Origin of the sequence: Actinotalea sp. JY-7885 (assembly GCF_014525465.1) — a bacterium.
Taxonomy (GTDB): Bacteria; Actinomycetota; Actinomycetes; order Actinomycetales; family Cellulomonadaceae; genus Actinotalea.
This window is the reverse complement of the sequence record NZ_JACEXH010000050.1, coordinates 1-19,582: the sequence shown is the minus strand read 5'-3', so window position 1 is coordinate 19,582 and position 19,582 is coordinate 1. Positions and strand designations below refer to the sequence as shown.

Below are 19,582 nucleotides of genomic sequence, written 5' to 3'. Positions count from 1 at the left end.
CGCGGCCACCGTCGCGCGGCTCACGGCCGTGCTCGCGGACGGGCTCGACCTCGGGCCGGGGGCGGACCGCGGTGCCGCGCGCGCGGCGCTCCACGCGGTGCCGGGCATCGGCCCGTGGACCGTCGAGTACGTCGCGCTGCGCGCGATGGGGGACCCCGACGCGTTCCCGGCGCACGACCTCGTGCTGCGCCAGGCGCTGGGGGGCGTCAGCGCCGCCGAGGCGCAGCGGCGCGCGGAGCGCTGGCGACCGTGGCGTGGCTACGCCGCACAGCACCTGTGGACGCACCGAGCACTGGAGGACGCATGAGCACGCACACCGGCGACCTGTCCGAGCGGCTCCGGGGGCCCGGAGCTCCCGGGGCGGTCCTGCGGCACCCGGGCGCTCCCGTCGCGGTCCTGGCGACCACGGTGCCCACGCCGGGCGGCCCCGTCGCGCTCGTCGTCTCCGACGACGGCGCCGTCCGGGCGGCCGGGTACGCACCGATCGACGCCGTGCTGGCGCGGCTGCGCGGGGGCCTGCCCGGCCTCGTCTCGCGCGAGGTGCCCGCGTCCGACGTGCCCGGACCGGCCGTGGCGGCCCTGCGCCGCTACGCGGACGGCGACGCGGGCGCCCTCGAGGAGGTGCCCGTGACCCAGCCGGGCGGCGCCTTCTTCCAGGCGGCGTGGGCCGCCATGCGCGACGTCGCGCCGGGCACCACCGTGACGTACACCGCGCTCGCGGCCATGGCGGGCCGGCCCGCGGCCGTGCGGGCGGCGGGCACGGCGTGCGCGCGCAACCTCGTCGCGCCCTTCGTGCCGTGCCACCGGGTCGTGCGCAGCGACGGCACCTTCGGGGGCTACGCGTACGGCGTCGGCGTCAAGGAGGCGCTGCTGCGCCACGAACGGCGGTCCACGACCGCCTGACCCGCGGTCAGAGCTTGCGGACGATCTTCCCGACGACCGCGAGCACGACGGCGGCGCCCGTGCCGAGCACGACCCACGCGGCCTTGCCGGGCTCGGGCTCGTCCGGAGGGCGCACCTCGCCCGTGACGCGGCGCTTGAGGTCCGTGACCGCGAGCTTGATGTCGTCGGTGAGCTCGGCGGCCATGTTCTTCGGGTTGAGCCGGTCGCTCAGCTCGTCGACCGTGTCCTGCAGCTGGGCGCGGGTGCGCGCGATCTCCGCCTCGATCGCCGCCGGGTCCTCGTTCGTGGGGGCCGGCTTCGCGGGACCTGTCGAGCTCATGAGTGCAGTCCTTCCTTGACGGCGGCCACGTCGGCCTTGATGCTCGCCTGCGTCCGCTCCGGCGCCGGCGGCATCCCCTTGTCGAGGGCCTTCTTGCCGACCAGCGCCAGGAGCCCGGCGACGATCAGGAGGACGACCCCCACGATGAGCGCCGCGAGCCACGGCTCGACCACGTTCGCCAGGCCGAGGATGGCGGTCGTGATGAGGGCCGCCAGGCCGAAGAACCCGAGGAGCGCGGCGGCGGCGAACAGCCCCGCGCCCGTGCCGGCGTGCTTCGCCTTCGCCGCGAGCTCCGCCTTCGCCAGGCGGATCTCGTCGCGCACGAGCTGGGACACCTTCTCCGAGAGGGTGCTGACCAGCTCTCCGATGCTCGGTCGGGAGTCCGAGCTGCTCCCTGCGGAGCGACCCAGTGTGCTCGCCACCTCACCACGTCCTTCGTCGTGCGGATCCGCGGCCCCGACGGGGTCCCGGCCTTGTGATCGACATTGTTCTGCACTCCGGGGCCGAGCGCATCAGGGCCTCGGTCCCGGAAGCGCCGCGGGGCCGGGAGACGACGACGCCCCGCCGGCGGCACGTGCCTCGGGGGCGGGTGCTGCGGACGGGGCGTGAGGGTGACCGGCACCGCTGCCGGGTCAGGTGGCCACTGGCAGGGTCGAACTGCCGACCTTTCGATTTTCAGTCGAACGCTCTACCAACTGAGCTAAGTGGCCCTGCGCACTGCTGAGACTTCACTTCCGAGCGACCCCGACGGGACTTGAACCCGCGACCTCCGCCGTGACAGGGCGGCGCGCTAACCAACTGCGCTACGGGGCCTTGTGGTGAGACAAGGTCCTTGCTTGTCGAACTGGTGCTGCTGGTCCTGCGGTACTGCTGGTCCGTACCCCCAACGGGATTCGAACCCGTGCTACCGCCGTGAAAGGGCGGGGTCCTGGGCCGCTAGACGATGGGGGCCCGTGTCACGTCGGACGCCCGTGACGTCATCGCGTCGTAAGACCTCGGAAAGCATACGGGCTGCAGGCGGGATCTCCAAAGCGGGGGTCCTCCGGCGCCGGAGCGGGTCCGGCGCGCGGCCCCGTGGGCCATGATGGCCGGGTGGTCGAGATGGCGCGGGAGGCGTTCGAGGACGCGGTGCGTGACGCCCTCGACCTCATCCCGCCCGAGCTCGCCGAGCGCATGGACAACGTCGTCGTGCTGGTCGAGGACGACGCGCCGCCCGAGGAGCCCGAGCTGCTGGGCCTCTACGAGGGCGTGGCCCTGACGGAGCGCGACGGCTGGTGGGCCGCGGGCTCCCTCCCGGACCGCATCACGATCTACCGCAACCCGACCCTCGCGATCTGCGAGACGGTCGAGGAGGTCGTCGAGGAGGTCGCCGTGACGGTGGTGCACGAGATCGCGCACCACTTCGGCATCGACGACGAGCGGCTGCACGAGCTGGGCTGGGCCTGAGGGACGAGAGGGGTCGTCGGATGCGGATCGGGATCGTGCTGCTGCCGCAGGAGCGGTGGGCGGTGGACCGTCACCGGTGGGTGCGGGCCGAGGAGTACGGCTTCGACCACCTGTGGACCTACGACCACCTCGCGTGGCGCAGCCTCGCGGACGAGCCGTGGCTCGCCACCGTGCCCCTGCTCGCCGCGGCCGCGGCCGTCACGCGCCGCGTCCGGCTCGGGACCTGGGTCGCCAGCCCGAACTTCCGCCACCCGGTGCCGTTCGCGAAGGACGTCATGGGGCTGGACGACGTCAGCGAGGGCCGGTTCCTCGTCGGCGTCGGCGCCGGCGGGACGGGGTTCGACGCCGAGGTGCTCGGGCCACCGGTCACGACGCGCGTGCGCACCGAGCGGTTCGAGGAGTTCGTCGCGCTCCTGGACAGGCTGCTCTCCCAGCCGGTGACCGACTGGGAGGGCGAGCACTTCGCCGCCCACGGGGCGCGCATGCTCCCGGGGTGCGTGCAGCGCCCCCGCGTGCCGTTCGTCGTCGCCGCCAACGGCCCGCGCGCCCTGCGCGTCGCGGCACGGTACGGCCAGGGCTGGGCGACGTACGGCAGCGGGACGGGCGCGGGCGCCGGCGAGGGTGTCGTCGGCCGGGCGGCCGAGGCCGAACGGTGGTGGCGGGACCTCGCGGGGCTCGTCGAGCGGTTCGAGACCGCGGTGCGTGACGCGGGGCGGGACCCGGCGACGGTCGACCGCTACCTCAACATCGACGCGGCGCCCGTGTTCTCGCTGGAGTCGCTCGCGGTGCTGGAGGAGGGCGTCGCCCGCGCCGCGGCGCTCGGCTTCACGGATGTCGTCGTGCACTGGCCGCGTGAGGGCGGGGTCTACGCGGGCCGGGTCGAGGTGCTCGAGGAGGTCGCCGCGAACCTGGACCGGCTCCGCGCCCTCTGAGGGCCACGCTCGGGCCGCGCAGAGGGCGGGTCAGGAGTGGGCGCTGCGCGCCTGCCACGCGCTCGCGACCATCTCCGTGAGCGTGTGGCGCATCCGCCAGTCCAGGTCGCGCGCCGCGGCCTCGCCGGACGCGACGATGCGGGCGGGGTCGCCCGGGCGGCGGGGTGCGGCCTCCGGCTCGAACTCGACACCCGTGACCTGTGCCATGGCCGTCATGATCTGGCGCACCGAGACGCCGTCGCCGCTGCCGAGGTTGTAGACGGGCTGCAGGTCGCGGCCCTCGGCGAGGGCTCGCGCGGCCGCGACGTGCGACGTCGCGAGGTCGGCGACGTGGACGTAGTCGCGCACGCACGTGCCGTCGGGCGTCGGGTAGTCCGTGCCGTTGATGCGGGGGGTGCGGCCCGCGACCAGCGCGTCCAGGACCAGCGGGAACAGGTTGTGCGGGCTCGTGTCGTAGAGCTCCGGGCGGCCGGACCCGACGACGTTGAAGTAGCGCAGGGACGTGTGCCGCAGGGGTGCGGTGCCGTCGGCGGTCGCGCGGGCCTGGTCGCGCAGGAGCCACTCGCCGATGAGCTTGCTCTCGCCGTAGGGCGACTCCGGCGCGGGCGGCGTCGCCTCGGTGACGAGGTCGGTGTGCGGGGTGCCGTAGACGGCAGCGCTCGAGGAGAACACGACGGCGGTGACGTCCGCGTCGGCCATCGCGCGCAGCAGGTGCGCGGTGCCGGTGACGTTCTGCTCGTAGGTGTGGAGCGGGCGCTGCACGCTCACGCCGGCGTACTTGTAGCCCGCGAGGTGCACGACCCCCGTCACTCCGTGCTCGCGCATCGCGGTCGTGACCGCGGCGGTGTCCAGGATGCTGGCCCGGACCAGGGGGACGTCGTCGGGCACGAACGCCTCGTGGCCGCTCGACAGGTCGTCCACGACGACCGCGTCGAGGCCCGCGTCGAGGAACGCGCGGACGACGTGGGATCCGATGTAGCCGGCGCCGCCGGTCACGAGCCAGGTCATGACGACATCGTTCCACGCGCCCGATCAGAAATCAACAGAATCGAACACTGCGGAGAGTGCTGACGGGTCGCGGACACGACGACGCCCGGCGGCCGTGGCCACCGGGCGTCGTCGCTGTCCCGCCGGGCGTTCGCGTCAGACGCGGCGGCGACGGCCGAGCATGTTGGCCGCGATCGTCACGCCGATCGCGGCGAGCGCCACCTGGATGATGAGCTCGATCCAGTCGATGCCGTCGGTCTCCTCGAGGTTGAGCTGGCCCGCGATCCACGTGCCCAGGAGGGCGGCGAGGATGCCGACGATGATCGTGACGAGGATGGAGATGTTCTGCTTGCCCGGCGCGAAGAGCCGTCCGAGCGCGCCGATGACGATGCCGACGACGATCGCGGCGATGATGGAGCCGACTCCCATGGTGTCCTCCGTTGCTGAGACTTCGGTGTAGGGCTGACCCTCGCGTCGGACGGTAGACCCGGCGGGTGGTCCCCGCACGTCGAGTCGATCGTGGACGCCACGGGACAGAACGGACGTCCGGCGTGCGTGGCCCCGCGGCGCTCGGCCTAGCCTGGTCGGGTGACCCCCACCCTCGCGTCCCTCCAGCACCTCGCCGGTGATGCGCTCGCCGGCCCCGCGCCGACCGCCGCGGTCGTGCCCGACGACGGCACGGCGGCGGGCCCGGTCATCGTCCTCGCGATCGCCGGGGCGCTCATCGTCGCGCTCGTCGTGGCCGAGGTGGTCGCCGCCGTCGTGCGGGCCGTGGGGCGTCGCACGTGGCTCGCCGAGAACCTCTCGCGCCGTGCCCGGCTCCCGCTGCGCGCCGTGCTGGTCGTGGCCGGCATCTGGGTCGCGCTGCGGATCGTCACGGAGCCGCCGCCGGAGGGGCCCGCGTGGACCCCCGGCGTGGAGCACGCGCTGCTCATCGGCGTGATCATCGGTGTGGCCTGGCTGATCGGCGCGCTCGCGTTCGTCGTCGAGGACGCGGCCACGCGGCGGTACCGCACCGACGTGCCGGACAACCGCCACGCGCGCCGCGTCCGGACCCAGGTCATGATCCTGCGCCGGCTCACGGTCGCGGTCCTCGTGCTGTGCGCGATCGCGGGCGTGCTGCTCACCTTCGACGGGGCGCGCGCGGCCGGCGCCGGCGTCCTGGCGTCCGCCGGGCTGCTGTCCGTCGTCGCCGGCCTGGCCGCCCAGACGTCCCTCGCGAACGTGTTCGCGGGCCTGCAGCTCGCGTTCACGGACGCCATCCGGGTCGACGACGTCGTCGTGGTGCAGGGGGAGTGGGGCCGCATCGAGGAGATCACGATGACCTACGTCGTCGTGCACCTCTGGGACGACCGGCGGCTCATCCTGCCGTCCACGTGGTTCACGACCACGCCGTTCGAGAACTGGACCCGCCGCGCCGCCGACCTGCTCGGGACCGTCGAGCTGGACCTCGACTGGGAGGTCCCGGTCGCCGAGATGCGTGCGGAGCTCGTCCGGCTGCTCAACGAGAGCGGGCTGTGGGACCACCGCGTGGGCGTGCTCCAGGTCACCGAGGCCACCGGAGGCTTCGTGCGGATCCGCGCGCTCGCGAGCGCGGCCGACGCGCCGACGCTCTTCGACCTGCGGTGCGAGGTGCGCGAGGGCCTCGTCAACTGGCTCCAGGCCCAGCACCCCGAGGCCCTCCCCCGCAGCCGCTGGCAGGAGACCGCTCCGGTGGACCGGTCGACCGCGACGCCGGGCGCCCGGCCCGACGCGCTGCCCCCCACGCCCCCCACCGCGCCGGTCGCCACCGGCGTGCCCACGCGTGAGGACACCGTCCGGCTCGACCCGGGCAAGGACTCGCGGCTCTTCACGGGCAGCATCCCCGCGCTCGAGCGCTCCCGGGCCTTCACGGGCCCGGGGATCGAGGTGATCGCCGAGCGCGAGCAGATCGCGCGCGAGATGGAGGGCGAGCCCGAGCCCGAGCCCGAGCGCGGCGAGCGCCGGTCGCGCGAGCGCTGACGGGCGAGCGCTGACGGGCGCAGGCCCGACGGCGCCGTCGGCGTCGCCTCAGCGGGTCGCGCGCCCGATCGCGGCGAGGGCCTCGGCGGCGACGACGTCCTGGCCCTCGACCAGGCACGAGCGGGCGAGCGACGCCGAGACGCGGATGGCGGCAGCCCGCGCCCGCAGCTCGCGGTCGGGCGGGACGGCTCCGTACGCCTGGACGAAGGCCCGGCGGGCGGCGCCGTCGAACGCCGAGAAGGCGATCATCAGGTCGACGCAGGGGTCCGCGAGGGCGGTGTCGCCCCAGTCGATGACGCCGCTCGCACGCCCGTCGTGGACCAGCAGGTGCCGCACGTGCAGGTCGCCGTGGACGAGCACCGCCCCGGCGGGGTCGGCCGGGGGCAGGTGCTCGGCCTCGGCGAGCAGCGTCCGGGCGGCCGGGGGCACGGGCACGCCGAGGGCCGTGATCGCGTCGAGCTGGCCGCGGCCCCGTTCCGCCATGACGGCCGGCTCGCTGCGCCGGTTCGGGTCGGTCAGCAGGGTGAGCCCGTCGGTGGCCAGCGCCGCCACGGTCTCGCGCGCGAGCGCCGGGTCGTGCAGCTCGCGCAGGAGGGCGCCCACGGCCCGCGCGACGGCGGCGCGGTCGGCGTCGGGCAGGGCGGCGCGGGCCAGCTCCACGCCGGGCAGGGGGCGCGTGCCCCAGAAAGGCCAGGGGACCTCGGGGGTCGGCGTGCCCAACCGCTCCGGGAAGGGGATCGGCACGGCGAAGCGGTCGGCGAGGTGCCGCAGGACCGCGACCTCCTGCCGCGCGCCGCGCAGCGCGATCTCGCGGTGCACGAACCGGAAGAGCCAGTCGTCGCCGACCGCGAGCACGGCGTTGTCCCAGCCGGCGTCGAAGGCTCGCACGGGCAGGTCCGCGAGGTCGGGGAACTGCTCGGCGATGACGCGCGCCGCGAGCTCCGGGCCGACCACGCGCTCCGGGGCCCACTCCGGGGTGGTCACCGGCGGGCCTGGCGCGGGATGCGTCCGTCGACACCGCGTCCGTGCAGGGCCATGACCTGCGGTGACGTGGGCGCCGGCGGGAGCGCGCCCGGCCGCCCGACGGCGTAGCCCTGCACGGCCTCCGCGCCGAGCGCGTGCCAGGCGCCGAGGTCGGCGACGTCCTCGATGCCCTCGACGACGAGCCGGGCGCCGGTGGCGTGGGCGAACTCGATGAGCGCGCCGCCGAGGGCGCGGCGCAGGGGGCTCAGCGCGAGGTCCTGGGTCAGCGACATGTCGAGCTTGATCGTGTCGGGCGCGAGCTGCAGCACGTGGCGCAGGCTCGCGAACCCGGCCCCCGCGTCGTCGACGGCGATCTTCGCCCCGCGGTCGCGGAGCGCCGCGACCGCGTCCCGGAGCAGGGGGTAGTCCTCGACCATGGCGTGCTCGGTGATCTCGACCACCACGGTGCGTTGCGAGCGCTCGAGCAGCGCGTGCAGCCGCGGCGAGGCGAGCGTGCCGGGCGAGGCGTTGACCGCGACGTCGACGTCGAGCGGGAGCCCGCGCGTGCCCTCGAGCGCCGCCTCGATCGCCAGGAGCTCCAGCTCGGTGCCCCGCCCCGCCTCGTGCGCGGCGGCGAACCACACGTCCGGCGGGCGCAGCGGCTCGACGTCGACGCGCGTCAGCGCCTCGACCGCGAGCAGGCGCCCGTCGGCGAACGCGTAGATGGGCTGGTAGACGAGGTGGAAGCGCCGACCGTCGACGACGTCGTCGACCTGGCGGGCGAGCCGCTCGGCCTCCGCCGACCGCTCGCGCACGGGCGCGATGGCCTCCCGGATCTCGGTCCGCAGCTCCGTGCGCAGCTGCCGCTCGTACTCGCGCTGCCGCAGCTGCAGCGCCAACGCGGCGACGCAGCCGACCGCGACGAACATGGCGCCCCGCACGAGCCAGCTCGCCGGGTCCTGGTGCTCGCCCGTGGCCACGTCGAGCGGCATGAGCGGCCCGCAGAGCAGGGTCGCCGCGAGCGCCGTCACGACCGACCCGCGAACCCCGAACGGGAGCGTCGCGAGCACGATCGGCACGTAGAACAGGTGGGGTGTGGACAGCACCGTGCCGCCGGAGGCGTGGACGAGGAGCCAGCAGCCCGCGAGGCCGGCCGCGACGGTGAGGGCGCCGACCCAGCCGGGCGTCGTCATCGAGCGCCGGACGGCGCGGTCGAGCCACGACACGCCGGGCGTGCGCGGGTCGGTGGTCGTCGCGGTCATCGCCGTCCTCAGCGTCGAGCGGGGCTGTCACGGTCATTGTGACCGGCGACGGTGGCTCCGCGGGAACGCTTGGGTGTTTGGTCCCAGGACGGACGCATCTGGGTGGTCGGGAATGACCCGGTCGGGTCAGTGCACGCTGTCAGAGCTGGGCGGCGAGGGCGTACGCGGCGTTGACGGCCTCGCCGACCTTGGCGGGCGCCACGCAGTCCCCGACCGCGTGCACCGGCAGGCCGGCCGCGGTCAGCTGCTCGAGCAGGTCCGTGCGCGGGCGGCTGCCGAGGGCGAGGACGACCGTGTCCGCGGGCAGGGTCGCGGGTCCGTCGGGGCCCTGCACCGCGACGCCGTCGTCCGTGATCTCCCGCACCCGCGTGCCGGTCAGCAGCCGGACGCCGGCCTCGTCGAGGCGGCGCAGCAGCGTGATCCGGTTGACGACGAGCATGTCGCGGGCGATCTCGTCGAGCATCTCCACGACGGTGACCTCGTGCCCCTCGTGCGCGAGCTCGAGCGCCGCGTCGGACCCGGAGAGGCCCCCGCCCACCATGACCACGCGGTGGCCGACCGGCGCGCCCTCGTGGAACTGGAGGACGTCGACGACGTCGTCCCGGTCGGTGCCCGGGAGGCTCGCGGGGACCAGCTGGACGGACCCGGTCGCGACGACGACGTGATCGGCGTCGCGCAGCTCGGGGGAGTCGGCGGTGATGCGGTGGCCGAGGTGGACGGTCACGGGCAGCTCGGCCAGCCGGCCCTCCCACCAGTCGACCATGCGCCGCAGCTCGCGCTTGAAGTCCGGCGTCGCGGCGGGCCACAGGACCCCGCCGGCGTGCTCACCCTCGTCGTAGACGTCGACGCGGTGGCCGCGGGACGCCGCGACCCGGGCGGCCTCCAGCCCGGCCGGCCCGGCGCCGACGACGACCACGTGCCCCGGCGTCGACGACGGCTGCGGCAGGTGCGCCTCGATGCCGACCTCCGGGTTGACGGCGCAGCCGAGCGGCTGGCCCTCGAGGATGTTGCCGACGCAGAGCTGGTTGCAGCGGATGCACGGGCGCACCGCCTCGGGCTGGCCGGCGGCCAGCCTGCGCGGCAGGTCCGGGTCGGCGATGAGCGCACGGCCCATCCCGATGAAGTCGACCTCGCCGGCCGCCACCGCGCGGTCGCCGATCTCCGGGGTCATGTTGCCGGTCGCCATGACCGGCACGTCCACGACCGCGCGGACGGCGGCCGCCCCTGGGAGCAGCGGCGCGTCGCCCATGTAGTAGGGCGGGAAGATCCAGTCGACGGTCTCGAACGCGCCGTCGTCGACCATGAGCAGGTCGATGCCGGCGCCGGCGAGGATCGGGGCCATCTGCAGGGCCTCGTCCAGGCCGCGGCCGCCGGGCATGTGGTGGTCGACGGTGAGGCGGAACGTGATGGCCAGGTCCGGTGCGGCCTCCCGGGCGGCGGCGAGGATCTCCAGCGGGAACCGGAGGCGGTTCTCCAGCGAGCCGCCGTAGCGGTCCGTGCGCTGGTTCCACTGGCTGCTCATGAACTGGTCGATCAGGTACCCGGTGTGCGAGTGGACGTCGACGGCGTCGAAGCCCGCGGCGGCGAGCCGCGCCGCGGCCGGGCCGTAGTCCGCCACGAGCTGCTCCACCTCACCGGTGCTGAGCTCGCGGCACGTGCGCGACGGGTCGGCGAGCCACGGCGTCGGTGAGGCCGAGACCGGGACGTCGCCGCCCGGCTCGGGCGGGCCGACCCGCCCCGAGCCCGGCGTGAGCTGCCCGGCCAGCAGCGCCCCCTCGGCGTGGACGGCGTCGGCGAGGCGCGCGAGGTCCGGGATGACGGCGTCGTCCTCGACCTTGGGCCAGCCCTCGTTGTCCTCGAAGCGGGACGTCGTCGTCATGGTCCCCGTGATGATCAGGCCGACGCCGCCGGCGGCCCGGGCGGCGAAGTACGCCACCTCGCGCTCCTCGACGCGTCGGCCGAAGCCCACGTGCATCGGTGGCATGACGATCCGGTTGCGGGCCTCGAGCCGGCCGATTCGGCCAGGGCTGAGCAGGTTGTCGAACACGGCGCCCCCTTGCGTCGACGGTGCTCTCGACGCTACGTCCGTCACGCCAGACACGCACCCCGCCGGGTGGTCACCGGGCGCGCGGGGTCACCGGGCGCGCGGGGTCACCGGGCGTCGTCGGCGACCCAGCCGGGTGCGTCCGGCCGGACGGGCGAGGGGCCCACCAGGGTGGTCAGCGACGACTCCAGGGCCGCCAGCCCCGGGGTGCCGAGGCGCCGCTCCCACGCGGCACGCAGGTCGTCGAAGATCGCCTCGCCCTCGCGCATCACCTCGAAGCCCAGGGGCGTGACCTGGATGCGTTTGCGGCGCGCGTCGGCGGGGTCCGGCTCGCGCACGACGTAGCCGCGCTCGAGGAGCGTGGTGATCGTCTTGGCGGCCGCCTGCTTGGAGACGGACATGCGCCGCCCGAGCTCGGAGGCGGTGTCCGCGCCGGCGTCGATGGCGCGCATGGCGAAGTCGTGGACGGGTCGCACGTCGTCGTGGCCGCGGGCGGCGAGCTCGCGGGTCGCGGCGTCGACGAGCGTGCGGTAGCCGCCGAGGAGGAGGAGCGCGAGGTCGGCGCCGGACCGGGACATGGCGTCAGCGTACGGACGCGGGCATGGACATCGACAACCCGGATGTCTATCGTTGGACAACCGTGTTGTCTAATGGAGGGTGAGCGCCATGTCCGTCGCAGCATCGAGCGGTCCGGGGGCCCGCGTCGCGCACCACACGGTCGCCGTGGGCGGGACGCGGCTCCATCACGCCTCCGCGGGTGAGGCGGGCTCTCCCGTCCTCCTGGTCCACGGGTTTCCCGAGTCCTGGTGGGCCTTCCACCGGCTCATCCCCCGGCTGGCGGCGCGGCACCGGGTCGTCGCCGTCGACCTGCGCGGCTTCGGCGACTCGGCGTGCGACGACGGCCCGTACGGCAGCGCGACGTCGGCGGCGGACCTGCACGCGCTCGTCGCGCACCTGGGCCTCGGTCCGGTGCACCTGCTCGGGCAGGACGTCAGCGGCGCCACGGTGGTCCGGCTCGCCGCGGAGCACCCCGACGACGTGCTGAGCCTCACGGCCGTCGAGATGGGCCTGGCGGGCTTCGGTCTCGAGGCGCTCGCCGACCCGACGCGGGGCGGCTCGTGGCACGTCGGCGCCCTCGCGGCGCCGGGCGTCCCCGAGCTGCTGCTCGCCGGTCGCGAGCGCGAGCTGCTGGCGCAGTGGTGGTTCCCGGCCATGACGGCCGTGCCGGGGGCAGTGGGCCCGGCCGACGTCGACGAGCTCGCCCGGGGCTACGCGCGCCCGGGCGGGTGGCGCGGCGCCGCCGGCCTCTACCGGTCGGTGCTCACCGAGGGCGACGAGCTCCGCGCACTCCTCGGGGCGGCGCCGCTGCGGGTCCCGGTGCTGGCCGTCGGCGGGGGCGGCGGGGAGTTCACGGCCCGCACGATGGCTCAGGTCAGCGCGGGCGACGTCGTCGACGTGCGGCTCGACGGGGTGGGTCACCACGTCGCGCTCGAGGCGCCGGGGGCGCTCGCGGCCGCGATGCTCGACTTCCTGGCGGGGGTCGACGCGGGGTCGTGACGGTGGTGCCGACGCGGCGGACGGCGCCCGTCAGGCGCCCGGGCGGGCGACCCAGGCGCTGAAGACGGGCACGCCGTCCCACGCGGGTCCGGCGACGGTGCGCCGGTCCCACGGCCGCGCCGGGTCGGGCGCGGTGGCGCGGGCGAGGGCCACCACGGCGTAGGGGCGGTTGAAGCGCACCGTGACCCGGCGGTGCGTGACGAGCCGTGGCATGGGCATCCCGGTCGCGCGGATGCCCATCGCGGTCACGGCGGCCGCCGCGAAGCCCTCGCGCGTGTACTCGGCGCGCGCGACCTGCGTGGCGGCACCGTCACCGCTCCCGGCGGCGGGGGACAGCAGGCCGGTCAGCGTGGCCAAGGCGGCGCGGACGCCCGGCGCGCCGGCGAGGTCGTGCCTCGACTCCGCGGACCACGGGGCGAGGTAGGCCGTCCAGGTGGTGTGGCGGTCGCCGTGGGCGCCGAGGATCTCCTCGCGGGTCTCGGCGACGTCCCAGGCGGCGCCCGGGCCGGTGGGTAGGTCGAACACGTCGAGGCGCCGCGCCCCCGGCGCCTCGACGTCCAGGGCGGCGGCGACCTGCGCGGCCGCGTCGTGCACCGCGGCGGCGGGCACGTCCGGCCCGGCCATGACCGACAGCACGCGCAGCCCGGTGGCGGACTCCGCGGCGTGCGCGGCGACGGGACCCGCCGCGTCGGTGTCCAGGAGCGCGACGTCGTGTCCGGCCGGGGCGCGCAACGCGAGCGCGGTCCGCTGCCCGAACTCACCGCCGAGGTCGGACGCCGGGGCGTCGTCGAACGGCTCCAGCCACGAGACCTTCGCGGCGAGCGCCGAGGCGAGCACGACGGCGGCGTCGTCGTCGAGGTCGAGCGGGAACCGGGTCAGCAGCCCACCGGTGTGCTCGGCGGCCCACCGGTCCGCCTCGGCCTGGGTGGGCATCGCGCCGACGGCGACGGCGGCGGGAAGCGTCGCGGCGAGGGCCCGGTGGCGCGCGGCGTCGACGAACCGGGCGCGCGTCCAGAGGGCGACGGCGGTGGCGACGGCGGGATGGGCGTCGGCGAGCAGGGCGGCGGCTCGGTCGGCCGCGTCGCGTGCGTCGGTGCCGAGCGCCGCCTCGAGGTCGCTGCGGTGGGCGCCGGTCGCGGACGGCGCGGTGAGTGCCAGCAGGAGCCACAGGCCGAGAGGGCTGACCACGCCGTGCTCGGTCGCGTGCGCGCGGTTGACGTCGGCGGCGAACTGGCTGACCAGGGACGCGGTGGTGGCGGGCATGGCGACTCCCGTGACGGTGGGCCCCGTGGGGTTCGAACCCACAACCTACGGATTAAAAGTCCGCAGCTCTGCCAGTTGAGCTAGAGGCCCGGGTGATGAGGGGTTCCCTTCGTGGGACCCACGGGAGAGCACCCGTGTCGTCCGCGTGCGGCGGTGAGGGCCGCTGCGCTTGACGGAGTCGACGGTACAGGCTGGTCAGAGTCGGCGGCGGCGGCGTCGCGTGGTGGTGGAGCGTGGTCGGCATCGAGTCCCGACGCGGCTGCTCACGCCGTCGTCATCGGCCCTCGCGGACGGCGGTCGGACGAGGAGTGCGGCAGTTGACAGAGCTGTCCGGAGTGAGAACCGTCTGTGCCTCCGGCGTCACGTCCGCCGCTGAGCGTCCTCCCGGGAGGGTCCGTTGACCGAGTCGTTGGTCGAGATGTCGCAGCGGGTCGGGGCATTCCAGCGCGGGTCCGTGCCCGACGAGGACGTCTTCGAGATCGCCCCCGCCGTGACTGCAAAGGTCGCCGCGGTCACCGGCGAGCTGCTCCCGTTCTACGGCAGCACCGTCGTCCACTACCTCAACGCGGGCACCTGCGACCTCCTCACCGCCGTCGCGGACGACCTGTACGCAGCCTGCGGCGACGGCCTGGCCGCTCCGCTGCCGCCCGACTCGCTCCACGTCACCCTTCACGACCTGCGCGCCTCGCCCCATCTCGAGGACATCGCCGACGCCGTCTTCCTGGACGACCCCCGGACCGGCGCGCTGGTGGCCGAGGCGCGGGCGCTGGGACCGGTCGACATGCGGTTCACCACCGTCTTCAACATGGTCAACACGAGCGTCGTCGTCGGCCTGCTGCCCGCGAGCGAGGCGGACTGCGCGCGGCTGCTGGCGGCGCGCGCACTCCTCGACGAGATCGTCCCCTCCGGCCCCTTCACGCCCCACGTCACGCTTGCGTACTACCGCCCCGCCGCCGCCGCGCCCGTGGACCCGCGGCACCTGGCGGAGACGCTGGACCGCCTCACGGAGCGTGTCGCCGAGCGGCCCGTGACCCTTGCGCCGGAACGGCTACGGTCCACGCACTTCTCGACGATGGCGACCTTCTGGGACGCAGGTCCCGCATGACGCAGCCTCGGTAATCACTCCGCTGGACGCTCTGTACCGGCTCTAGCCCGGGCCCTGGCTCTGCGGTGCTACGCCGACACCGGCCGCGGCTGGTGCGACTGCGGTCAGGGCACGAGCTGCGTCGCGAGGAGGTCGCGGCCTGGTACGAGGACGAGGACGCGCGGGACGGCTCCGGGCGCATCCCGCACGAGGTGGTGGTGGACGTGACGCGCCGGCTGTGGCACTACGCCGACGTGTGCCGGTTCTTCATGTCGCCGTGGAGGACGCCGCCCGCGAGGTGGCGACAGCGGTTCCCGACGGATGACGTTCCCGAACGGCCTTGCCGCCTCTCCCGAGGTCACCCGACTCTCCCGATACTCGATGTCGCCAGTCGGGGTACCGTTCGCGATCGTGACGACGCCGCCAGCCAACTGGTATGCCGACCCCCAGGTGCCCGGTCAGATGCGCTACTGGGACGGGGCGCGGTGGACCGAGCACGTCGCTCCAACTCAGCCCGCCGTTGCCCCGGCACAGCAGCCCGCGCAGCTCGCGCAGGCTCAGCAGTCTCAGCCGGCCAGCAACCGCAAGATCGGGCTGTTCGGTGCTCGCGGTGTCGCACGTGACCTGGCCTCCGAGAACGACCAGTTGCGTGCCGCCCTCGAGGAGGCCGGGGCCCTGACCCTGGCGGAGATCCACCTCCGGACCACGGCCGCTCAGGCCGAGCTGGGCGCGCTGCAGGAAGAGGTCGCCCAGGCCCGTCATCGTCACGCCGCCGAGGTCGCCGCTGCCCAGGCCGAGTTGGAGGCGCTCAAGGCGCAGGCCCTGGACGTCCGTCACGCGATCAACGTCCAGGAGTTCGGCCTGTACGACTTCGAGCATCCCGCCGAGGCGTCCGCGACCCTGTCCGCCGAGCTCGCGCGCGTCCGGGCGCAGATCAAGGCGACCGTGTCGAGCAAGCGGGCCGTCACTGCGACGTCGAACTTCACGTTCAACAACTCCGCCGCCCAGGGCCGCAAGTTCGTCGACTCGATGTCGAAGACCATGCTGGCCGCCTACAACGCCGAAGCCGAGAACGCAATCAAGACGGTCAAGGCCGGCGGGCTCACCAGCGCCCAGGCGCGCCTGACGAAGGTCGTCGAGCGGGTCGCGAACAACGGGCAGATGATCAGCCTCGCGATCACCCCGGAGTACCACGGGCTGCGGATGCGGGAGCTTGAGCTCGCCGCCCGGCATCAGGCCGCCGTCCAGGCCGCGAAGGAAGCCGAACGGGAGGAGCGCGCCCGGCTGCGGGAGGAGAAGCGCGTCGAGGACGAGCTGCGCCGCGAGCGGGAGAAGCTGGACAAGGAGCGCGACCACTACGCCAACGCCCTGGCAGCCCTGCAAGCCCGCGGGGACACCGCCGGCGCGGCGGAGCTGCAGGCCAAGCTCGAGCAGATCGAACGCTCCATTGCCGACGTCGACTACCGGGCCGCGAACGTGCGAGCGGGGTACGTATACGTCATCTCCAACGTCGGAGCATTCGGAGACACCGTCGTGAAGATCGGGATGACGCGCCGGCTCGAGCCCATGGATCGAGTCCGTGAGCTTGGTGACGCGTCGGTGCCGTTCGCGTTCGACGTGCACGCCCTGTTCTTCTCCGAGGATGCGTTCGGCGTCGAGGCGATGCTGCACCGGCACTTCGCCGATCAGCGCGTCAACCGCATCAACACCCGCCGGGAGTTCTTCTACGCCACCCCCGAGCAGGTGCTCGAGGTGCTCCGCGAGCACAAGGTCGCCCTGGTGGAGTACACAACCGAGCCGGCGGCGGAGGAGTTCCGCGCCAGCCGGGAGCTCGCCGCCGCCCGGGCCTGAGCGCTCCAGACAGCGCCCGCCGCGAGCGGGAATGTACGGCCTGGCTCGCGCCTACCAGCGGCGGCCCCTCGGGCAGCCCCGGTGGTTCCACCTTCGCCGTCCAGTCACTCGGGACCATCACGACGCCCGAGGGGATCGGGGTCGGCGCGACTCGCGCCGAGATCCTGATGGCTTACCCCGATGCGTTCCCGGCGGAGGAACCGACGACGCTCGTCGCCGACCAGCCCGGGCCGGCGTCGTACGTCTTCTCCACCGACGGCGACTGGGGCGCAGCAGCCCACGGACACGGTCACCGGGGTCTCGGTCGTGATGGACGAGGCCGCCGCCGCGTACGAGTGGTGCGCATGAGGTGCGAGCGGGCCGCTCGCGCCTGTCCGCTCTGCCGGGCTTCGTCCGGTTGCGTCGCCCGCCCGCCCGGCATCCACTGGGCCTTGGGGGGCGCCGTTATCCGAACGGCCTCACGGACTGCGATGGAGCACCGTCATGGCACTCGACAGCTACACGATCATCATCAACTCGTACGACAACGTGGACGACGCCCTGGCCGACTACGACGCGGCGAAGGAGCTCTACAAGAGCTGGAACCTGGGCGACACCTACGACGCCGCCGTGGTGACGCACCGCGAGGACGGCAAGGTGAAGATCGTCAAGCGTCACGAGCAGCCCGTGGTCCAGGGCGGCGCGGCCGGGCTCGGCATCGGCCTGGCCGTGGGCGCGCTGAGCGCGCTGTTCCCGGCCGTGGTCATCGGTGCCGGGCTGGCGTGGGGCGCGGGCGGCGGCCTGGTCGTGGGGGCAGTCGCCGGGCACGTCGCGGCCGGCCTGAGCCGCAAGGACCTCAAGGACCTGGGGGAGCACCTCGACGAGGGTCACAGCGCGGTCCTGATCGTCGCCGCGGAGGACGTCGAGGCCAGGGTCGACGAGGCCCTGAGCCGTGGCCGCAAGCTGCTCAAGAAGCAGCTCAAGGCCGACCGCAAGGAGCTCGAGGCGGCGATCGCCGAGGCGAACTCGACCAGCGTCTGAGCCGTCGCCGACCGGTCCGGCTCCTTCGCCGGGGCCGGTCGGCGCGTCGGGCCCGCGGCCCGGCCGGGCCTCACGCGTCGTTCGGCGCCACCGGGTCGTGGAAGCCGACGGTGCGTCGGTGGTGGACAGGTCGCGGAAGCCGAGCGCGCGGTACACGCCGGCGCCGGCGGCGCTGGCCTGCAGCGTGATCCGCTCTATCCGGCTCACGGTCACCCTTGACAAATAATGTTGTCAAGGGTGACCGTGGGGTCATGCAGGATGTCGAGGTCATCGAGGACGCGGACACCGCCGCCGTCGCGCTGGATCCGGTGCGGGCCCGGCTGCTGCGCGAGCTCACGGTCCCGGCCTCCGCCGCCGGGCTCGCCGCGCGGGTCGGCCTCGCACGCCAGAAGGTCAACTACCACCTCAGGGCGCTCGAGGCGCACGGCCTCGTCGGGCTGTCCGAGGAGCGCCGGCACGGGGGCATCACGGAGCGGGTGCTGCAGGCCTCGGCCGCCTCCTACGTCGTCTCGCCGGCGGCCGTCAGCGCGACGGCGGCCGACCCGGACGCCAACGCCGACCACCTCTCCGCGGGCTACCTCGTCGCGCTCGCCGGCCGCCTGGTGCGTGAGGTGGGCACCCTCGCGCGCCGCGCCGACGCCTCCGGCAGGCGGTTGCCGACCCTGACCATCGACACGCAGATCGGCTTCCGGTCGGCCGCCGACCGGGCGGCCTTCGCGGAGGACCTCACCGCTGCGGTGCTCGACCTCGCGGCCCGCTACCACCACGACGACGGGCGCGCGCACCGGCTCGTCGTCGCGGCCCACCCGGTTCCTGAGGAGGAACGCTCATGAGCACGCACCCGGCCGTCCCGTACCGCCTGGAGTTCAGCGTCGAGGTGCCCGGCACCCCGCAGGAGGTCTGGCAGGCCCTCGCCACCGCCCAGGGCATGAGCGCGTGGTTCGTGCCCACCGAGATGGAGGAGCGCGAGGGCGGCTCCCTGCACTTCACGATGGGGCCCGACATGGGCTCGGACGGGCGGGTCACCGGCTGGGAGCCGCCCCGGCGCCTCGTCTACGAGGAGGACTGGGCCGCGCTGATGGGCACGGACCCGGACGCGCTCAGCGCGCTGACCTCGGAGTTCGTGGTCGAGGCGCGTTCCGGAGGCACGTGCGTGGTCCGCGTGACGAGCAGCGGGTTCGGGACCGGCGCGGCCTGGGAGGAGGCGTTCTGGGACTCGATGGGCGCCAACTGGCTGCCGTACTTCGACAACCTGCGCCTCTACCTGGCGCACTTCACGGGCCAGGAGGCCACGCCGATGGAGGCCAGCGCCTCGTTCCCCGGCGCCCCGGAGGCGCTCTGGGGCGCCGTGCTCGACGGGCTCCGGCTCGGCGGCGAGGGGGAGGTGGTCGAGCTGCGCGGCACCACCGGCACGGTCGAGCGGCTGGGGGACCAGCAGGCCCTGCTCCGCCTGACGGCGCCGGTGCCCGGGATGCTCACCCTCGCCACGTACGGCGGGCGCGACGGCACCGCTGTCGCAGGCGTGCGGGGCTACCTGTTCTCCGCCGACGCCGCCGACTACGTGCGCCGCGAGGAGCCGGCCTGGCAGGCGTGGCTGCGGGGTCTGTCCGGCCAGGCCTGATCGGTGGGGTGGTCCGCGGCGGCCGTCGGTTCTCGGTCCGGCCGCCGCAGACCGGTCGTGGGCGCGCCCCGGTGGGGGACGACCGGGGCGCGCGGTCCGTCAGTTCTCGGCGCGGGCGTCGCCCTCGTCGGCGGTGCCGTCCTGCTCCGGGCTCTGCTCGGCGTCGTCCTGGGCCGGCCCGTCGCCCCGGTGCCGGCGGTCGTCGCGGTCGTCGTCCGAGCCGCCGCGGCCCTCGTCGCCGGAGCGGTGCTCCATGGACCCGGAGCCGTCGCCGCCCCGGTCGCCGCCCCGGTCGCCGTCGCGGTCGCCGCCAGGGCCGCCCTGCGGGC

19 protein-coding genes, 4 tRNA genes and 2 pseudogenes are annotated in these 19,582 nt (G+C 74.7%); 11 read left to right on the top strand and 14 right to left on the bottom strand.

Annotation, left to right across the window (positions count from 1 at the left end):
* Both IDM29_RS17260 and IDM29_RS06690 read left to right on the top strand, forming a co-directional pair.
* Nucleotides 1-307, top strand: a pseudogene (locus tag IDM29_RS17260) (AlkA protein); the annotation flags it as partial.
* Nucleotides 304-903 carry a methylated-DNA--[protein]-cysteine S-methyltransferase gene (locus IDM29_RS06690; protein ID WP_182112860.1) on the top strand — a complete coding sequence of 200 codons (600 nt, stop codon included), beginning with the start codon at nt 304-306 and terminating at the stop codon, nt 901-903. The pseudogene IDM29_RS17260 and the gene IDM29_RS06690, both read left to right, overlap by 4 nt.
* A gap of 7 nt (nt 904-910) precedes the next feature.
* On the opposite strand, the gene IDM29_RS06685 is transcribed toward IDM29_RS06690, so the two are convergent.
* The 5 genes from IDM29_RS06685 to IDM29_RS06665 form a co-directional block, all read right to left on the bottom strand.
* Entirely contained in the window at nt 911-1,222 is a 312-nt protein-coding gene (locus IDM29_RS06685; RefSeq protein ID WP_182112861.1) for a DUF3618 domain-containing protein, read from the bottom strand.
* On the bottom strand, nt 1,219-1,644 hold the full coding sequence (locus IDM29_RS06680; protein WP_255491723.1) for a phage holin family protein: 426 nt from the start codon (nt 1,642-1,644) through the stop codon (nt 1,219-1,221). Before IDM29_RS06680 ends, IDM29_RS06685 begins: the two co-directional genes overlap by 4 nt.
* Nucleotides 1,645-1,859: 215 nt before the next feature.
* Nucleotides 1,860-1,932, bottom strand: a tRNA-Phe gene (locus IDM29_RS06675).
* Between the two features lie 29 nt (nt 1,933-1,961).
* Nucleotides 1,962-2,035 (bottom strand) — tRNA-Asp (locus tag IDM29_RS06670).
* A gap of 65 nt (nt 2,036-2,100) precedes the next feature.
* Nucleotides 2,101-2,173: transfer RNA gene (locus IDM29_RS06665), tRNA-Glu, on the bottom strand.
* A gap of 150 nt (nt 2,174-2,323) precedes the next feature.
* On the opposite strand from IDM29_RS06665, the gene IDM29_RS06660 reads away from it, so the two are divergent.
* Both IDM29_RS06660 and IDM29_RS06655 read left to right on the top strand, forming a co-directional pair.
* Nucleotides 2,324-2,668 carry a metallopeptidase family protein gene (locus IDM29_RS06660; RefSeq protein ID WP_182113985.1) on the top strand — a complete coding sequence of 115 codons (345 nt, stop codon included), beginning with the start codon at nt 2,324-2,326 and terminating at the stop codon, nt 2,666-2,668.
* A 20-nt stretch (nt 2,669-2,688) separates the two neighbouring features.
* Nucleotides 2,689-3,600 carry an LLM class flavin-dependent oxidoreductase gene (locus IDM29_RS06655; protein WP_182112862.1) on the top strand — a complete coding sequence of 304 codons (912 nt, stop codon included), beginning with the start codon at nt 2,689-2,691 and terminating at the stop codon, nt 3,598-3,600.
* A gap of 30 nt (nt 3,601-3,630) precedes the next feature.
* Here the strand turns inward: IDM29_RS06655 and galE are convergent, their stop codons facing one another.
* Both galE and IDM29_RS06645 read right to left on the bottom strand, forming a co-directional pair.
* A complete protein-coding gene (gene galE, locus IDM29_RS06650) occupies nt 3,631-4,608 on the bottom strand; it encodes a UDP-glucose 4-epimerase GalE (RefSeq protein WP_182112863.1) in 978 nt (325 codons plus the stop codon).
* Nucleotides 4,609-4,743: 135 nt separating this feature from the next.
* Nucleotides 4,744-5,016 (bottom strand): GlsB/YeaQ/YmgE family stress response membrane protein, encoded by a 273-nt coding sequence (locus tag IDM29_RS06645; protein ID WP_182112864.1) that lies wholly within the window; start codon nt 5,014-5,016, stop codon nt 4,744-4,746.
* A gap of 159 nt (nt 5,017-5,175) precedes the next feature.
* Here IDM29_RS06645 and IDM29_RS06640 point away from each other — a divergent pair, with 159 nt between their 5' ends.
* Complete coding sequence (locus IDM29_RS06640; protein ID WP_309232687.1) at nt 5,176-6,588, top strand: mechanosensitive ion channel domain-containing protein; 1,413 nt, start codon at nt 5,176-5,178, stop codon at nt 6,586-6,588.
* Nucleotides 6,589-6,636: 48 nt separating this feature from the next.
* Here the strand turns inward: IDM29_RS06640 and IDM29_RS06635 are convergent, their stop codons facing one another.
* The 4 genes from IDM29_RS06635 to IDM29_RS06620 all read right to left on the bottom strand — a co-directional run bounded on the left by IDM29_RS06635 (nt 6,637) and on the right by IDM29_RS06620 (nt 11,435).
* Nucleotides 6,637-7,572 carry a phosphotransferase gene (locus IDM29_RS06635; RefSeq protein WP_182112865.1) on the bottom strand — a complete coding sequence of 312 codons (936 nt, stop codon included), beginning with the start codon at nt 7,570-7,572 and terminating at the stop codon, nt 6,637-6,639.
* Complete coding sequence (locus tag IDM29_RS06630; protein WP_182112866.1) at nt 7,569-8,813, bottom strand: EAL domain-containing protein; 1,245 nt, start codon at nt 8,811-8,813, stop codon at nt 7,569-7,571. Before IDM29_RS06630 ends, IDM29_RS06635 begins: the two co-directional genes overlap by 4 nt.
* 139 nt (nt 8,814-8,952) lie before the next feature.
* Nucleotides 8,953-10,860 (bottom strand): FAD-dependent oxidoreductase, encoded by a 1,908-nt coding sequence (locus IDM29_RS06625; protein WP_255491724.1) that lies wholly within the window; start codon nt 10,858-10,860, stop codon nt 8,953-8,955.
* A 104-nt stretch (nt 10,861-10,964) separates the two neighbouring features.
* Complete coding sequence (locus IDM29_RS06620) at nt 10,965-11,435, bottom strand: MarR family winged helix-turn-helix transcriptional regulator (protein WP_182112867.1); 471 nt, start codon at nt 11,433-11,435, stop codon at nt 10,965-10,967.
* Between the two features lie 88 nt (nt 11,436-11,523).
* On the opposite strand from IDM29_RS06620, the gene IDM29_RS06615 reads away from it, so the two are divergent.
* Nucleotides 11,524-12,414 carry an alpha/beta fold hydrolase gene (locus IDM29_RS06615; RefSeq protein ID WP_182112868.1) on the top strand — a complete coding sequence of 297 codons (891 nt, stop codon included), beginning with the start codon at nt 11,524-11,526 and terminating at the stop codon, nt 12,412-12,414.
* A 30-nt stretch (nt 12,415-12,444) separates the two neighbouring features.
* On the opposite strand, the gene IDM29_RS06610 is transcribed toward IDM29_RS06615, so the two are convergent.
* The gene (locus IDM29_RS06610) at nt 12,445-13,677 is read right to left on the bottom strand and encodes a serpin family protein (RefSeq protein WP_182112869.1); all 1,233 of its coding nucleotides are present in this window, start codon (nt 13,675-13,677) and stop codon (nt 12,445-12,447) included.
* Between the two features lie 17 nt (nt 13,678-13,694).
* Nucleotides 13,695-13,767 (bottom strand) — tRNA-Lys (locus tag IDM29_RS06605).
* A 307-nt stretch (nt 13,768-14,074) separates the two neighbouring features.
* Here IDM29_RS06605 and IDM29_RS06600 point away from each other — a divergent pair.
* The 5 genes from IDM29_RS06600 to IDM29_RS06580 all read left to right on the top strand — a co-directional run bounded on the left by IDM29_RS06600 (nt 14,075) and on the right by IDM29_RS06580 (nt 19,253).
* On the top strand, nt 14,075-14,782 hold the full coding sequence (locus IDM29_RS06600; protein ID WP_182112919.1) for a hypothetical protein: 708 nt from the start codon (nt 14,075-14,077) through the stop codon (nt 14,780-14,782).
* Nucleotides 14,783-15,082: 300 nt separating this feature from the next.
* The gene (locus IDM29_RS06595; RefSeq protein ID WP_255499981.1) at nt 15,083-16,612 is read left to right on the top strand and encodes a DUF4041 domain-containing protein; all 1,530 of its coding nucleotides are present in this window, start codon (nt 15,083-15,085) and stop codon (nt 16,610-16,612) included.
* 483 nt (nt 16,613-17,095) lie between these two features.
* Nucleotides 17,096-17,632: a DUF1269 domain-containing protein gene (locus IDM29_RS06590; protein WP_182112920.1), complete on the top strand. Its 537-nt coding sequence runs from the start codon at nt 17,096-17,098 to the stop codon at nt 17,630-17,632.
* 251 nt (nt 17,633-17,883) lie between these two features.
* A complete protein-coding gene (locus IDM29_RS06585) occupies nt 17,884-18,465 on the top strand; it encodes a helix-turn-helix domain-containing protein (RefSeq protein ID WP_182112921.1) in 582 nt (193 codons plus the stop codon).
* Entirely contained in the window at nt 18,462-19,253 is a 792-nt protein-coding gene (locus tag IDM29_RS06580) for an SRPBCC domain-containing protein (RefSeq protein ID WP_182112922.1), read from the top strand. The genes IDM29_RS06585 and IDM29_RS06580 overlap by 4 nt, the downstream gene beginning before the upstream one ends.
* A 99-nt stretch (nt 19,254-19,352) precedes the next feature.
* Here IDM29_RS06580 and IDM29_RS06575 read toward each other — a convergent pair.
* A pseudogene (locus IDM29_RS06575) lies at nt 19,353-19,582 on the bottom strand (ATP-dependent helicase); the annotation flags it as partial.